This window comes from Marinomonas pollencensis, assembly GCF_003387375.1.
Classification (GTDB): Bacteria; Pseudomonadota; Gammaproteobacteria; order Pseudomonadales; family Marinomonadaceae; genus Marinomonas; species Marinomonas pollencensis.
Map to the genome: position 1 here is coordinate 179,625 of NZ_QUNG01000007.1, position 13,710 is coordinate 193,334.

A 13,710-nucleotide genomic window follows, 5' to 3' on the forward strand; every position below is an offset into this window, starting at 1 on the left:
ATGCCTAGCACTTTATTGTTTAAGCACAAAAAAAACCAACCTAATCTTAGGTTGGTTTTTTTATTAAAGAGCTTTGTGTGGCTTAAGCGTTTGTTTAAAAGTCGATAAAGGCGCCGACAAACACACCAGAGAAGTCGCTCTTAATGTCTTTCCCGTCAATATCGTCTAGGTCTAGATCTATTTTACGGTAACCGCCTTCAAGGCCTACGAGGAAAGGGCTTTGGTATTTTACTTTTAGGGTTGTGTCCGTGATGCTAGAGCCGTCGAAACCGCCTGCTTTTAATTCACCGCCAAAAGAAAGGCGTGTGCCTGGAACGGTTACATAGCCTGCCACATAACCTAATGGGTAGTAGTCAGATAGGTTGGTCTTGTTGCCATCAAGGGTTACTGAGCCATCAAATTTACGCACAGTTAGACCAGCGTCTAGGTCGATCCAAAGTAAGCCATCAAGAAATTCATAGTAAAGCGTGTAATCTTGGTGGGATAGATCAAGCTTAGCGGATTGTGAACCAACGCTGCCATTGGCTTTTAAATCTAGGCTTTGAAAACGGACATTAGGAATCAGAGGTAGAGGGTGTTCAAAAGCAATCCCAAAATACGTTCCGCTTTTTCCATCTAAATCGGCAGATTGTTTGCTGCTGTCTTTGTCTGAAATGTAGCTGTCGTCTGCGCTGGGTGAGTAAGAACCAACCTCGGCAGTCAGGCCAATAATATCAGCTTGTGCTGCGCCTGCTAATAGGGCGGTGGTTAGAAGTAGGGTTGGCTTCATCATAATGTACATCCATAAATCAAATAGTGACAAATTTCTTCCATTATATGTCTTCGGGTAACAAAATCCAGAGAAATAAGGAGGAAAATAGATCTAATGTGTATGGAGGATAAAGCGGAGAATGATGGCTGGGGTAGCAGGATTCGAACCTACGCATGACAGGATCAAAACCTGTTGCCTTACCGCTTGGCGATACCCCAAAAAATCATTTTTTGATATGGTGGCTATGACTAGATTCGAACTAGTGACCCCATCATTATGAGTGATGTGCTCTAACCAACTGAGCTACATAGCCTAAATTATATCTTTGCTTATTAACAAATTTCGATGGCTGGGGTAGCAGGATTCGAACCTACGCATGACAGGATCAAAACCTGTTGCCTTACCGCTTGGCGATACCCCATTATCGAATTGTTGGTGGCTATGACTAGATTCGAACTAGTGACCCCATCATTATGAGTGATGTGCTCTAACCAACTGAGCTACATAGCCGTGTCTATTGGCTGGGGTAGCAGGATTCGAACCTACGCATGACAGGATCAAAACCTGTTGCCTTACCGCTTGGCGATACCCCAATAGACTGTCACAGAGCCAGTTGTCGTAGAACGATCTGCTGTCTCTGTGGCGCGATATTATTCATATAACCCGTTAACGGGTCAAGTGTTTTCTTCAATGTTTTATAAAAAATCAAACATTGAAGCGGAAATGCATCACATCACCGTCTTTTACAATGTAGTCTTTTCCTTCTAGACGCCATTTGCCGGCTTCTTTCGCGCCATTTTCACCCTTGTATTGGATGAAATCGTCGTAACCAACTACTTCGGCACGGATAAAGCCTTTTTCAAAGTCTGTGTGGATCACACCAGCCGCTTGAGGGCCTGTTGCCCCTTGTTTTACTGTCCAGGCTCGAACTTCTTTAACGCCTGCTGTGAAGTAGGTCTGAAGGCCTAGGAGCTCATAGCCAGCGCGAATAACGCGATCTAGGCCAGGTTCTGTCATTCCCATTTCGTCTAGGAACTCTTGCATTTCTTCTGCATCAAGTTCGGAAATCTCAGCTTCTAGTTGGTTACAAATAGGAACCACCATGGCGCCTTCTGCCGCGGCAATTTCACGAACTTGGTCTAGGTGTGGGTTGTTCTCAAAGCCGTCTTCAGCAACGTTGGCAATGTACATGGTTGGTTTTGTCGTCAACAGGTGGAAAGACTTCACTTCCTTTTGTTGATCATCAGACAGTTCCATAGAGCGAACCGGTAAACCGTTCTCCAAATGAGCTTTGATGCTTTCCAAAAATGCTTTATGAGCAATGGCGTCTTTATTGCCACTTTTGGCATTTTTAGCTGTGCGGAAGATTTGTTTTTCGATGGATTCTAGGTCCGCAAAAATCAACTCTAAGTTGATGACTTCAATGTCTGCTTTTGGATTGACTTGGTTTGAAACGTGAATAACATTTTCGTCTTCAAAGCAACGTACAACGTGGGCAATGGCGTCAGTTTCGCGAATGTTGGCGAGGAATTTATTGCCCAGGCCTTCACCTTTAGAGGCGCCTTCAACTAAGCCTGCAATGTCCACAAATTCCATTGTGGTGGCTAATACACGCTCAGGTTTCACTATCTCAGCCAATGCATCTAAGCGTGGGTCTGGCATAGCAACGACACCGGCATTTGGTTCGATAGTACAAAAAGGGAAGTTTTCAGCGCCAATACCTGCTTTGGTAAGGGCGTTAAAAAGAGTTGATTTACCAACGTTAGGTAGCCCTACGATGCCGCAATTAAAACCCATAGTGAGATTCCTGAATAATTAAATGATTATGCTTTGAAACTGTGGAGTTGATTCATCACGGCGTTAAGATTGCCGCGAACGATATCATCAACATAGCGTAACGATTCGTCGATCGTTTGCTCTATTTTACTGTAGTCATCCGGCGAGGCTTTTTTTAGCACATAGTTAGCCACTTGACTGGCATGACCTGGATGTCCAATACCAATACGTAAACGACCGAACTCTCGGTTGTTTGCTAACTTTGCTATGATGTCTTTTAGGCCGTTATGGCCGCCGTGGCCGCCACCCTTTTTCAGCTTGACTGTGCCGGGAGGGATGTCTAACTCGTCATGAATGACAAGTACTTCTTCTGGAGGGATTTTGTAAAACTGGCAAACCGCTTGTACGGCTTTACCACTTAAATTCATATAGGTGGTGGGAATCAGTAAGTAGCATTCTTCACCAGCTATAGAAACTTTGCCAAATTGGCCTGAGAACTTCTTATCAGAACGCAAAAGGCATTGGCTCTGACGAGCCAATGCCTCTACCCATTGGGCGCCTGCATTGTGACGAGTGTTCTCGTATTCGTTACCTGGATTACCCAGACCGACTAATAATTTGAAACCTGCCACAATGCTACCTTCAATGATCTTAACGTTTAGATTTGTCGATACGACCGATTGGCTGGTTGTGATCTTCGCCTTTAAGTAAAGCGATCAACTCAACGCCTTCTGGTAGTGTTGCATCAGATAGGTGGAAAATCTGACCAAGCTGACCGTCGATAACGTCAACAATCAATTCAGCAGGAAGATTTGCTGGTAGGCAACGAACTTCAGCCAATTTAGCTTCAACAGTCAAACGACCGCCTTGGCTCTTAACACCTTCACTTTTCGCAGCGTTGATGAAAGTTAGTGGTACACGAGTTGTGATCACTGTGTTTTCAGCAATGCGTAGTAGGTCGATGTGCATTACAGCGCCAGTTGCTGGGTGACGTTGAAGTGCTTTAACAAGTACTTTTTCCGCTTGACCATCAACAGATACTTCAACAACGCTAGTTAGGAAACCAGGAGTTGTTACTGCTTTAAGCAGTTCGTTATCTTTAAAAGTAACGGATTTTGGCTCTGTATCGCCGCCGTAGATAACAGCAGGCACTAGGCCTTCTTTACGAAGGCGGCGGCTCGCACCTTTACCTTCTTCAGTACGTGCAACGGCATTAATAGATAATGTCATGATATTTTCCTAATTAATAATAAGTGGTGCCCAGAACTGCGACCCGTTCCGAGCGAAAGTGTTTGGCTTAGGCCCCAAACATGGCACTAATAGACTCTTCGTTGCAAACGCGACGAACAGCCTCTGCCATAATGTCAGACATCGACAACTGGCGTATTTGAGGGCAATTTTGCGCCTCTTGTGTTAATGGGATGGTATCAGTCACGACCAACTCATCAAGCACGGAATTTTTTACGTTTTCAATGGCTTTACCAGAAAGAACTGGGTGAGTGCAGTAAGCCAATACTTTTGCTGCGCCATGTTCTTTTAGCGCTTTTGCTGCGGCACATAATGTACCGCCAGTGTCACACATGTCGTCGATCAACACGCAAGTTTTACCGGACACATCACCAATCAAATGCATAATTTGAGCTTCGTTGGCACGCGGGCGTCGCTTATCTATGATGGCCAAATCCGCATCATCAAGCAGTTTAGCGAAGGCCCTTGCGCGCACAACGCCGCCTACATCCGGAGAAACAACGGCAATGTTTTCATGACCTTGACGTTGCAGGTCATCAAGTAATAATGGTGTGGCATAAACGTTATCAACAGGAATATCAAAAAATCCCTGTATTTGGTCAGCATGTAAGTCGACCGTTAATACTCGATTAATACCGACGGCAGAAATCATATCTGCAACCACTTTAGCGGTAATTGGTACACGCGCAGAACGAACTCGGCGATCTTGTCGGGCGTAACCAAAATAAGGAATTACCGCGGTGACTCGTGCAGCTGACGCGCGGCGTAGAGCGTCTGCCATTACGATCAATTCCATTAAATTGTCATTACTCGGGGCACATGTAGACTGGATAATAAAAACGTCTTTACCGCGAACGTTTTCATTGATCTCAACCGTAATTTCACCATCGCTAAATTTACCTACGGTAGCATTGCCGATCGGCAAGCCTAAGCGACGAACTACCCTGCGAGCGAGTTCAGGGTTTGCATTACCGGTAAAAACCATCAACTTGGACACTGTGTATACCCTTTGTATTGTGTAACTATGAACATAGGTGGCTGGTGTTGCTTGCAAACTAATGGGCAAGCAAACCTTTGTTTTTCTCGATCCACTGGTTTAATGCAATATGAGTCGGGGAAAGGTTACAGCCTTGGCAAACCCAAGTTTGCCATTTGTCGGGTGTAGACGCTCTCAGCCGCTCAGCGTCTTGTTGATTGTCAAACGTTAAAAAGAGGCAAGCTCCAGTCCCGGTCAGTTTGGCGTCCCCGTGATTTTTAAGCCACAAATACGCTTCATTTACGTCAGGATTGTGCTTTAGCACCACGTCTAAGCAATCATTACGCCCACCCAGCGATAAGGCGTGCGATATTTTGATGGGAGGGGTGTCTCTTGTCAAATGTTTATCGGTAAAAATTTGACCAGTTGAGACATGACAATTGGGTTTTAAGATTAAAAAATAGGGCGTGTCTAATTCGACGGGTTGCAGCTGCTCACCAACGCCTTCAGCAAAGGCTGATTTCCCCATCACGAAAACGGGCACATCTGCGCCTAAGTTGAGTCCTATTTCAGCCAGCTTCGATAAGGGTAAATCACACTGCCAAAGGGTGTTGAGGGCCAATAAAGTGGTGGCGGCGTTAGAGCTTCCTCCACCAATACCTCCGCCCATAGGTAATTGTTTTTCTAAAACAATATCGACTCCATGAGAGTCGTTCTGGCGATAAGGTAGGAGTAAATTAGCCGCCTTAAAAATAAGATTGTCGGTGGTGGCTAAAGACGCTATTTCAGGCGTAATGGTAATGCGGTTTTGTTGGTTTGTGCTAAAGGATAAGGTGTCACATAAGTCCGTCAATTGAAACAAGGTTTGCAAATCGTGATAACCATCACTGCGTTGGCCTGTAATGTGTAAAAAAAGATTTAATTTCGCCGGAGAAGGAAGTTTCATAGGGGTTACTGAATAGTCCATTGGGTGATAATTAAATTAACGCGGTATGGCGGACGTGATACTTGCATTTTTTGCGGCAAAGACAAGCCTCGAATATCGGCAAATTTCTGATACGAAATCGTCCAGCCATCTTGAATTATTTCACTGGGTAAGTCGCTGTTCTGCTGGTAGCTGATCTTGCTAAGCGTGTTTGGGTAAGGTAACCCACGAATCCAATAGCTTACTTGGCGTACTGGGAATTGCCAGCCTAGACGCTGCTGAAGCATCTGTTCTGCATCATAACCTGTGACAGTTTTGTCCTCATAAGCCAGCACGACTTTGCCGTCTTTGTTTTTACTTAATTCGGTGCTGCCTTGGCCAAACGGGCCATAAATTCTTAAATCGAAGGTGTTGGCAGAATGTTGCCAATTGAAATTTCCAGAGACAGCATCGTTTTCTGTTCTAATGCCGACGCGGCCTTGCGCTTCCCATTGTTTGATTAAACTAACGCTGGCAGGAGGAGGGGTTAGTTTTTGTGGTTGGCTGGTACAGGCCGCAAGTAGTGTGGCGAGGAATGCTAGTAAGGTAACACGAAAAAGCATCATTAATTGTCCTTAGTGGTGTGTTTGAGTCTTGTCTAAAAGTGAAGGCGACAAGCGTTTAACGGTTTCTAATAATAAAGTGTTGTTGGGGTTTTCTCTAAGGGCTGTTGTCCAAATAAAAGCCGCCTGAGAGTGCTTTTCCTGCTGCCATAATACTTCCCCATAATGGGCGCCAATTTCAGCATCTTGCAAGGTGTCCCATGCTTTTTTTAAGTAAAAAGAAGCGTTTGTTAACTGGCCTTGTAAAAAGAACCCCCAGCCTAGGCTGTCAATAATAGCAGGGTCTTTAGGGTCTTGGTGGTAAGCTTGGGTAATATAGTGCATGGCTTCATTAATTTTGTTGCTGCGAGTGAGTAATGTGTAGCCTAACGCATTGAGATATTGAGCGTCTTGAGGTTTTTTGCTTAATAAATGTTTGAGTTCTGTAATGGTGTTTTGCCAGTTTCCCATGCTGTCCTCTAACAGCGCTTTACGATAGCGTAATGCATCTGAGTGAGGGTAGGCCGTTAATGCATCCGTCAGTAGGGCCAAGGATAAATCATTGTGGTGTTTTTCTTCATGCAACCGACAAATGGCCGAGATGACTTCTGGTATCTGTTCTCTAGGGGTGCGCTTGAGAACCATTTTGTTGATCTGATCTTGTTTACCTTCGTCGTAGAGCCAAAGGGCAACTTGGGTCGTAGCGTGGCTGTTAAGTATCCCTGATACGTTTTGCATTTCTTGAATTGCTTGGTCTTTTTTGCCGGTATCCGCTAAGGCGGTCGCCATTAAATACGCGACTTGGTTATCAAGGCCATATTTATTGCTAGGCAATTTTTCAAGGACAGAGAGTGCGCTTTCAGGATGCCCTGTAGAAATCAGTAAATTACTGAAGGTAATGCCTGCTTGTATATGGTCTGATTGCTTCAGTGGTAAGGTCTGGTATTTTTTCGCAGCGTTTTCTATCTCTCCAGCTTGTACCAAAAATTCCAGTAAAGGAGTGAGTAGGCGTGTGCTTGTGGGAAACTGATTCAGCCCTGTTTCTAAGCTTAAGATCGCGCTTTCTCGGTTCCCTAATTGATCTTGGCTGTAGGCTTGTAATAAATACAGTGGTTCTTTGTCAGGTACGTTTTTGTTGGCCAAAAGAGGCTTTGTGATATTGATGCTGGCTTGGTAATTGCCATTGCTAAATTGGATGCGGGCATTGCTCGCTTTGATAAAAAGGTTTTGATGGTAATTGTCAGGCAATTTTTTTAACGTGCTGGCTATTGTGTTGAGCAAGTCCGAATTACGTATGTTTTTATCAATGTAAAGTGGCAAAAAGTGGATCGAGACCTTGTTGTCCAGAGCTTTAGTTAACAGGGCCAAAGCGTCTTCAGTACGGTTTGCTTGCAGCAGCATTTGTAATTTTAAAGAATACGCTTGTTCGCTTATGGGGTCGATGGCGATCAGTAAGTCGGTACTTGTTTCAATATTAGCATTGTTGTGGCTAGCCATTGCGATATGCAGTAGCCGTTCTGCGAGTTGTTTGTCTTGTGTTTTCTCAACTAATTTATAAAAGGACGGAAATGCTTGACTTGGGCCTTCTCGTTGTAAGGTGAATTCGGCTTCAAGTAAGGCTTCAATTTGATCGTTAGAGCGCTCTGGTAGCACGGAACCTGCCTTGGAAATTGATGGCAGTTTGGTTGTGTTGCTTTGTTGTGGTGTTGAGCTGCAGCCAAACAAAACGGCAGAGCTCAAGATAAGAAGCAGGGATGCAGCCGGCCTTATGCTAAAGAATTTTGCTTTTGCATGGGCTAAGGTGTGCAAATAAGGTGGCATGTGCTTTCTCGATGCTAAATTCATATATCCCTTATGTTATCGTTAGACGATAGGTTGTGTCAGTCATAACTATAAACTAATCCTATTACTTTTATTGATCCTATGGGGTGCGAAAATAAGCTAATTCCTCGTATAATGTGTCCTCTTTATGTAAAGGGCTGTACTGGAATGCTTATTCCTCTTCCCCATGTTTTGAGATACCGATCCTTGAAAAGAGTTTCTTAATGCCGCTAATTACCGTGGGTGTCAACCACAAAACAGCTCCAGTCGCGATTCGTGAGCGGGTCGCTTTTGCGCCTGAAAAAATGGTAGAAGCTTTGTCTTCTTTGGTGTCTGCTAAAAAGGCTAATGAAGCGGTTATCGTCTCTACTTGCAATCGAACTGAATTGTACTGCTCTATCGATGAAGGTAGTGACATTGATGAGATTATTCGCTGGTTAGGGCATTACCATCAGTTGGACTTTGCTGATCTTAAGCAGTATTGCTACGCGCATTTAAACGATGACAGCGTACGGCACATAATGCGAGTAGCGTCCGGGTTAGATTCTCTTATTTTGGGTGAGCCGCAAATTTTAGGGCAAGTAAAATCAGCGTACGCAGTATCGCAAGAGGGGGACTGCATTGGTCCTGAACTTCAGTCTCTGTTTCAACGTACATTCTCCATTGCAAAGCGAGTAAGAACGGACACCGCCATCGGTGAAAACCCAGTTTCTATTGCCTTTGCTGCGGTGAGCTTGGCCCAGCGTATTTTTGCTGATATTCGTCAAAATACAGCTTTGCTAATAGGAGCAGGCCAAACCATCGAATTAGTAGCCCGCCATTTGAAAGAACAGGGGGTGAAGCGAATTATTGTGGCGAATAGAACCTTGGCTCGAGCGGAAACGCTCGCCAATGACTTAGCGGCGGAAGCCATTATGTTAGGGGATATTGGCGACTATCTAGCACAGGCGGATATTGTTATTTCTTCTACTGCCAGTCAATTACCCATTATTGGTAAGGGAATGGTAGAGCGAGCTACGGCTAAGCGCCGTCATAATCCAATGCTGCTGATAGATATTGCCGTACCGCGGGATATTGAACCCGAGGTGGAAGAGGTAAAAGATGCCTATCTTTATACGGTAGATGATTTGCATTCGGTGATTGAAGAAAACGTCCGGGCAAGGCAAGATGCCGCTAAAGCGGCGGAGTTAATCATTGAAGAAGGCGTCGATTCTTATCGGCGTACATTAGAATCCCGTAAGATGTCTGACTTGATTGTCACTTATCGACATGCGGCAGAAGAGCTAAAAGATATTGAGCTGGCGAAAGCTATGAAAGGTCTCGAGTCAGGCCAATCTCCTGAACAAGTATTAAATAAACTTGCTCATGGGCTAATGAATAAATTGATCCACGCACCCACTCGATATCTTAGAGAAGCGGGTGCGGAAGCAGATCAAGATGGATTAACCATTGCCGCAACTGTATTGGGCATTAATGAAGACAAAGATAATTAATAATGAAAGATTCGATAAAGTTTAAATTAGAGAGTTTGTCTGATCGTTATGATGAACTGGCAGCCTTGCTAAGCGAAGCCGAAGTTATCATGGATCAAGATCTATTTCGCGCTTACTCGAAAGAGTATGCTGAATTAGAGCCGGTTGTTAAATGCTTCAGTGAATATCAGCAAGTTGTTGAGAATATTGAAGAAGCTGAGTTGATGATGACGGACCCTGACCCTGAAATTAAAGAGATGGGTATAGAGGAAATGAAGTCGGGTCAGCAGCAACAAGAAGAATTGCAACTAGTATTGCAAAAGCTGCTGTTGCCAAAAGACCCTAATGATTCACGCAACGTCTTCTTAGAAGTGCGCGCGGGAACAGGCGGCGATGAAGCATCCATTTTCTCTGGTGATTTGTTTCGCATGTATTCGCGTTATGCAGAAACTCAGCGCTGGAAAGTGGAAATCGTCAGTGCGAGTGAGGGTGAGCATGGCGGTTATAAAGAAGTCATTGCTCGTATTGTTGGTGATGGCGCCTATTCAAAGCTAAAATTTGAATCAGGAGCGCATCGTGTACAACGTGTACCAGCTACAGAGTCCCAAGGCCGTATTCATACCTCAGCTTGTACGGTGGCCGTGATGCCAGAAATGGATGAAGTTGCGGACATTGCGATTAATAAAAGTGATCTACGTATTGATACTTTCCGCGCTTCTGGTGCAGGTGGACAACACGTTAACAAAACGGATTCAGCGATTCGTCTGACACACATACCTACCGGTGTGGTGGTTGAGTGTCAGGAAGAGCGTTCACAGCATAAGAATCGTGCCAAGGCAATGTCTTTATTGGCCTCTCGATTGTTAGCGGCAGAGCAAGAAAAAGCGGCAAGCGAGCAGTCTGAAGCGCGCAAATCATTGGTGGGTAGTGGCGACCGTTCGGAACGAATTCGTACTTATAATTACCCACAAGGTCGAGTGACGGATCACCGTATTAATCTAACCTTGTACAAACTAGACGAGATTGTTACCGGCGATTTAGATGTGCTCATTAATCCGCTGGTCAATGAGTTCCAAGCGGAACAACTTGCCGCATTAAGCTCCGATAATTAACCCTGCAATGGGTGACTTAAATCATAGGGTTACGATCGCATATGCGAATTGATGAACAACTCAAAGGCGCTTACGAGCGCCTTACTTTTGTCTCTGACACGGCGAAATTAGACGCTCAGCTGTTGCTTGCTCACGTATTAGGCGTGACCTCAGCGTATTTTTATACTTGGCCAGATAAAGTGTTAACGAGTGAGCAGATCGACGCGTTCGAGCGTTTACTAATACGCCGCGAACAAGGCGAACCTATTGCCTATATTCTTCAACAGCAAGCCTTCTGGACATTAGACCTTGAGGTGGCTCAGTGTACCCTGATACCCCGTGCAGATACCGAGCGTTTAGTGGAAGTAGCATTAGCTTTAATGCTTCCAGAAAAGGCCTATCGAATCCTAGATTTGGGAACGGGAACAGGTGCTATCGCGTTAGCGCTGGCCTCTGAAAGCCCTAAATCGAGCGTTACAGGTATCGATTTTAATCAAGACGCTGTTGCTTTGGCAAAGCGTAATGCTTTGCGTAATCGGTTGGATGTTGAGTTTTTGCAAAGCAGTTGGTTTGAACAATTGGCGCCTTGTCATGAGTTTAATCTCATCGTTTCTAATCCTCCTTATATAGACCCTAACGATGAGCATCTAGCGCAAGGTGATGTGCGCTTTGAACCTAAAAGTGCGTTGGTATCAGCAGAGCAAGGGTTAGCAGATATTTTGCATATTATCGCGGCGGCGCCAAATTATTTGGCTGAATCAGGGTATTTGGTTTTTGAGCACGGTTACGACCAGGCTGAAGCCGTGCGTGCTGCCTTTTTAGACAAAGGGTATAGCGACGTAAAAACCTATCAAGATTTAGCTGGCAATGACCGTGTAACCCAAGGCAGAAAGGCAGGTAATTAGCTATACGATTCCCCCATGGCAAAAAGTGGCATGGGGGAATATTGGTTATTTTTGCGGTTGAGCGCTTTCTGGGCGGATAAAAATAGGCTCGTTTTTAGTTGAACGTTCTGCGTCGTAGCGGTAGCCTGCAATGTCAAAGCGTTTTAGGTCTGCTAAAGATTCACAGCGGTTTTCAATCAAGTAGCGTGACATCAAACCGCGGGCTTTCTTTGCGTAAAAGCTAATGACTTTAAATTGACCGTTTTTCTCATCCAAAAAATTAGGGCTAATTAAAGTGCTTTTCAGGCGTTTAGTGTTGACCGCTTTAAAGTACTCATTAGAGGCTAGATTAACCAATAACTCATCTTCATTTAACTCGTTGTTGAGTGAGTCAACAATGGTATCTCCCCAAAATTGGTAAAGGTTTGTGCCGTTTGGGTTTTCCAGTCTTGTGCCCATTTCTAAGCGGTAGGCTTGCATTAAATCCAGCGGTTTTAGTAGACCATATAATCCACTTAGTATTCTGAGGTGGTCTTGTGCGTAGTCAATATCTTGTTGGCTTAGGGAGTACGCATCCAAGCCGGTATAAACATCGCCCATAAAGGTAAAAACTGCTGGGCGGCTATTGTCTACCGAATGTGACTTTTCCCAGGCATGGTAGCGTTCCACATTAAGCGTGGCTAATTTGTCGCTGAGCTTCATTAAGGACGCGATCTGTGCGGGTGTATAAGGCTTTATGGTGTCGATCAGCTGCTGTGATTGTGTTAAAAAGCGTGGCTGGCTATACCCACTGACGCTTGGTGTAGAGGTTGTGTCCAGTGTTTTTGCTGGTGATATTAAGAATTTCATAGGGATTCCATCGGCTCAATTGTTGCGTTTGTTAAAGATTATCCATAGAGTGTCGATAGATATCTAGAGGATGCTGCAATAGAGATAGGTTATGAATGATAATCTGATACCTTTTCCGAACATTAAACGTGTATCAAGTGCGCCTTCAGAGAGGGCGACCTCCAATAGTGAGCTGATCGAATTACGGGCGGCCTTTGATCGCGCCCGAGCTGAGTGGCCAATTGAAATAGCCGAGCTGCCAGAAGAAAATAAAATATATTCCCATAATAAAAAATAATCATGTAACACACAGCTGTTGAGTGTGTTTGCCAAGGATGCCTTTTGCATGTTTGCTTTTCTAATTCGCCATTCGTTGTTGTGTATGTTTTTGGCGGCCGTTTTAGGCTTTGTGTTCCCCTCGCTGTCATTGAAAATATTTCCTTTCTTACCTTTTGTGTTGTTCTTCCTGATGGCGCTGACCTTGCTTGGTATAAAACAAGCTGAATTAATTAGCAGGCTGAAAAATATAAAAGTATGGCTCTATGCAGGTTTGCATGCCGTGTTTTATATGTTGCTTATTGGTCTTATTGGGTGGCTTTTTGCAGCGAATAGCGCATTGCAGTTGGCGATGGTTGCGGTGGCGGCAACTGGCTCATTATTTGCGACCCCTGCGATTGTGAGAGCGCTAGGATTTGATAGTGTAGAGGCGATGGCGATGACCATAGCGACAACATTATTACTGCCGCTGGTTATCTTTGTTACCTTGCTCATTTATCAAGGGGACAGTGTTCATCTTGACCTTGTGGCGTATTTTCTGCGCCTGGTTATTTTTGTCTTTGGCCCGATGGCATTTTCATTTTTTGTACACTGGTTCGCACCTCGGGAAGCGCTTGATCGACTCTTGGTGAAAATTTCTCCTTACACCATTTTATTAGTGTTTGCTTTTCCTTTCGGACTTATTGGTAGTTTTCGTGTTTTGTTTGACCATGACCCGTTAGCGGCATTGAATTATTTGTTGGTTGCTTCTGGATTGTGCGCGTTCTTCTTTGTTGTTTCATTGTTCGCTTATTGGCGTTTCGGTAAAGAAATCGCATTAACCGCTGCGATTACATCTGGTAATAGAAATGTATTATTGACCTACAGTATCGCCGGTGCATTATTAGGTCCCGCCTTTCTACCTCTCGCTGGCGCCTTACAGCTACCCACTTCGCTTCTACCGGTGATTACTCGCTGGCTAAATAAGAAATTGTAACCCTTTATTCTGTCTCTATATGTTTCGCTGACTGGGGAATTTTAGAGGCTTAATTGGCTGCTATAGAAAGCCAATTTTAGAGGCTTAAGATAATAAAAAGAGATC

14 protein-coding genes and 5 tRNA genes are annotated in these 13,710 nt (G+C 44.5%); 5 read left to right on the forward strand and 14 right to left on the reverse strand.

The annotated features are described in order from the left end of the window. Positions 1-94: 94 nt before the first annotated feature. The 13 genes from DFP81_RS11870 to DFP81_RS11930 form a co-directional block, all read right to left on the reverse strand. Positions 95-772 carry a TIGR04219 family outer membrane beta-barrel protein gene (locus tag DFP81_RS11870; protein WP_245959148.1) on the reverse strand — a complete coding sequence of 226 codons (678 nt, stop codon included), beginning with the start codon at positions 770-772 and terminating at the stop codon, positions 95-97. A 122-nt stretch (positions 773-894) separates the two neighbouring features. After that, positions 895-969, reverse strand: a tRNA-Gln gene (locus tag DFP81_RS11875). 18 nt (positions 970-987) lie between these two features. Further along, positions 988-1,064, reverse strand: a tRNA-Met gene (locus tag DFP81_RS11880). A gap of 33 nt (positions 1,065-1,097) precedes the next feature. After that, a tRNA-Gln gene (locus DFP81_RS11885) sits at positions 1,098-1,172 on the reverse strand. A 12-nt stretch (positions 1,173-1,184) separates the two neighbouring features. Further along, positions 1,185-1,261, reverse strand: a tRNA-Met gene (locus DFP81_RS11890). Positions 1,262-1,269: 8 nt separating this feature from the next. After that, positions 1,270-1,344 (reverse strand) — tRNA-Gln (locus DFP81_RS11895). 112 nt (positions 1,345-1,456) lie between these two features. After that, complete coding sequence (gene ychF, locus DFP81_RS11900) at positions 1,457-2,548, reverse strand: redox-regulated ATPase YchF (protein ID WP_115898005.1); 1,092 nt, start codon at positions 2,546-2,548, stop codon at positions 1,457-1,459. A gap of 26 nt (positions 2,549-2,574) precedes the next feature. After that, a complete protein-coding gene (pth, locus tag DFP81_RS11905) occupies positions 2,575-3,159 on the reverse strand; it encodes an aminoacyl-tRNA hydrolase (protein ID WP_115898006.1) in 585 nt (194 codons plus the stop codon). Positions 3,160-3,178: 19 nt separating this feature from the next. Then, the gene (locus DFP81_RS11910; protein WP_115898007.1) at positions 3,179-3,757 is read right to left on the reverse strand and encodes a 50S ribosomal protein L25/general stress protein Ctc; all 579 of its coding nucleotides are present in this window, start codon (positions 3,755-3,757) and stop codon (positions 3,179-3,181) included. 67 nt (positions 3,758-3,824) lie between these two features. After that, a complete protein-coding gene (locus tag DFP81_RS11915) occupies positions 3,825-4,772 on the reverse strand; it encodes a ribose-phosphate diphosphokinase (RefSeq protein WP_115898008.1) in 948 nt (315 codons plus the stop codon). A gap of 58 nt (positions 4,773-4,830) precedes the next feature. Then, positions 4,831-5,697 carry a 4-(cytidine 5'-diphospho)-2-C-methyl-D-erythritol kinase gene (gene ispE / locus DFP81_RS11920; RefSeq protein WP_245959149.1) on the reverse strand — a complete coding sequence of 289 codons (867 nt, stop codon included), beginning with the start codon at positions 5,695-5,697 and terminating at the stop codon, positions 4,831-4,833. A 5-nt stretch (positions 5,698-5,702) separates the two neighbouring features. Then, the gene (lolB, locus tag DFP81_RS11925; protein ID WP_245959150.1) at positions 5,703-6,281 is read right to left on the reverse strand and encodes a lipoprotein insertase outer membrane protein LolB; all 579 of its coding nucleotides are present in this window, start codon (positions 6,279-6,281) and stop codon (positions 5,703-5,705) included. A 9-nt stretch (positions 6,282-6,290) separates the two neighbouring features. Next, positions 6,291-8,102, reverse strand: a complete 1,812-nt coding sequence (locus DFP81_RS11930; RefSeq protein WP_147299449.1) for a tetratricopeptide repeat protein — start codon at positions 8,100-8,102, stop codon at positions 6,291-6,293. A 200-nt stretch (positions 8,103-8,302) separates the two neighbouring features. On the opposite strand from DFP81_RS11930, the gene hemA reads away from it, so the two are divergent. From hemA to prmC, 3 genes are read left to right on the forward strand one after another with little or no spacing between them, the layout of a single operon-like run. Then, a complete protein-coding gene (gene hemA, locus DFP81_RS11935; protein ID WP_115898011.1) occupies positions 8,303-9,571 on the forward strand; it encodes a glutamyl-tRNA reductase in 1,269 nt (422 codons plus the stop codon). A 2-nt stretch (positions 9,572-9,573) separates the two neighbouring features. Beyond that, positions 9,574-10,662: a peptide chain release factor 1 gene (prfA, locus tag DFP81_RS11940; protein WP_115898012.1), complete on the forward strand. Its 1,089-nt coding sequence runs from the start codon at positions 9,574-9,576 to the stop codon at positions 10,660-10,662. A gap of 41 nt (positions 10,663-10,703) precedes the next feature. Next, complete coding sequence (gene prmC / locus DFP81_RS11945) at positions 10,704-11,546, forward strand: peptide chain release factor N(5)-glutamine methyltransferase (RefSeq protein WP_115898013.1); 843 nt, start codon at positions 10,704-10,706, stop codon at positions 11,544-11,546. Positions 11,547-11,591: 45 nt separating this feature from the next. On the opposite strand, the gene yaaA is transcribed toward prmC, so the two are convergent. Continuing rightward, positions 11,592-12,374: a peroxide stress protein YaaA gene (yaaA, locus tag DFP81_RS11950; RefSeq protein WP_115898014.1), complete on the reverse strand. Its 783-nt coding sequence runs from the start codon at positions 12,372-12,374 to the stop codon at positions 11,592-11,594. 91 nt (positions 12,375-12,465) lie between these two features. Here yaaA and DFP81_RS11955 point away from each other — a divergent pair, with 91 nt between their 5' ends. Beyond that, the gene (locus DFP81_RS11955; RefSeq protein ID WP_115898015.1) at positions 12,466-12,651 is read left to right on the forward strand and encodes a hypothetical protein; all 186 of its coding nucleotides are present in this window, start codon (positions 12,466-12,468) and stop codon (positions 12,649-12,651) included. A 48-nt stretch (positions 12,652-12,699) separates the two neighbouring features. Further along, on the forward strand, positions 12,700-13,605 hold the full coding sequence (locus DFP81_RS11960; protein WP_115898016.1) for a hypothetical protein: 906 nt from the start codon (positions 12,700-12,702) through the stop codon (positions 13,603-13,605). The last annotated feature ends 105 nt before the right edge of the window (positions 13,606-13,710 follow it).